This is a genomic window from Klebsiella sp. EMBS2024 (assembly GCF_036233805.1).
GTDB classification, from domain to species: domain Bacteria; phylum Pseudomonadota; class Gammaproteobacteria; order Enterobacterales; family Enterobacteriaceae; genus Klebsiella; species Klebsiella pneumoniae.
Genome location: NZ_JAZARW010000001.1, coordinates 4,560,727 through 4,562,267, shown reverse-complemented (window position 1 = coordinate 4,562,267; position 1,541 = coordinate 4,560,727). Strand labels below are relative to the sequence as shown.

Below are 1,541 nucleotides of genomic sequence, written 5' to 3'. Positions count from 1 at the left end.
TTCACCCGAGTTCTCTCAAGCGCCTTGGTATTCTCTACCTGACCACCTGTGTCGGTTTGGGGTACGATTTAATGTTACCTGATGCTTAGAGGCTTTTCCTGGAAGCAGGGCATTTGTTACTTCAGCACCGTAGTNCCTCGTCATCACACCTCAGCCTTGATTATCCGGATTTGCCTGGANAATCAGCCTACATGCTTAAACCGGGACAACCGTCGCCCGGCTAACATAGCCTTCTCCGTCCCCCCTTCGCAGTAACACCAAGTACAGGAATATTAACCTGTTTCCCATCGACTACGCCTTTCGGCCTCGCCTTAGGGGTCGACTCACCCTGCCCCGATTAACGTTGGACAGGAACCCTTGGTCTTCCGGCGAGCGGGCTTTTCACCCGCTTTATCGTTACTTATGTCAGCATTCGCACTTCTGATACCTCCAGCAACCCTCACAGGTCACCTTCGCAGGCTTACAGAACGCTCCCCTACCCAACAACACATAGTGTCGCTGCCGCAGCTTCGGTGCATGGTTTAGCCCCGTTACATCTTCCGCGCAGGCCGACTCGACCAGTGAGCTATTACGCTTTCTTTAAATGATGGCTGCTTCTAAGCCAACATCCTGGCTGTCTGTGCCTTCCCACATCGTTTCCCACTTAACCATGACTTTGGGACCTTAGCTGGCGGTCTGGGTTGTTTCCCTCTTCACGACGGACGTTAGCACCCGCCGTGTGTCTCCCGTGATAACATTCTTCGGTATTCGTAGTTTGCATCGGGTTGGTAAGTCGGGATGACCCCCTAGCCGAAACAGTGCTCTACCCCCGAAGATGAGTTCACGAGGCGCTACCTAAATAGCTTTCGGGGAGAACCAGCTATCTCCCGGTTTGATTGGCCTTTCACCCCCAGCCACAAGTCATCCGCTAATTTTTCAACATTAGTCGGTTCGGTCCTCCAGTTAGTGTTACCCAACCTTCAACCTGCCCATGGCTAGATCACCGGGTTTCGGGTCTATACCCTGCAACTTAACGCCCAGTTAAGACTCGGTTTCCCTGCGGCTCCCCTATACGGTTAACCTTGCTACAGAATATAAGTCGCTGACCCATTATACAAAAGGTACGCAGTCACACCCGAAGGTGCTCCCACTGCTTGTACGTACACGGTTTCAGGTTCTTTTTCACTCCCCTCGCCGGGGTTCTTTTCGCCTTTCCCTCACGGTACTGGTTCACTATCGGTCAGTCAGGAGTATTTAGCCTTGGAGGATGGTCCCCCCATATTCAGACAGGATACCACGTGTCCCGCCCTACTCTTCGAGTTCACAACCTGTGCATTTTGGTGTACGGGACTATCACCCTGTACCGTCGGACTTTCCAGACCGTTCCACTAACACACAAGCTGATTCAGACTCTGGGCTGCTCCCCGTTCGCTCGCCGCTACTGGGGGAATCTCGGTTGATTTCTTTTCCTCGGGGTACTTAGATGTTTCAGTTCCCCCGGTTCGCCTCGTTAACCTATGTATTCAGTTAACGATAGTGCAACGAATTGCACTGGGTTTCCC

1 rRNA gene (running past both ends of the window) is annotated in these 1,541 nt (G+C 52.5%); it reads right to left on the bottom strand.

The features are described 5' to 3' along the window. Window positions 1–1,541, bottom strand: a 23S ribosomal RNA gene (locus tag VZP09_RS24890) (it extends past both window edges: 1,240 nt to the left, 121 nt to the right).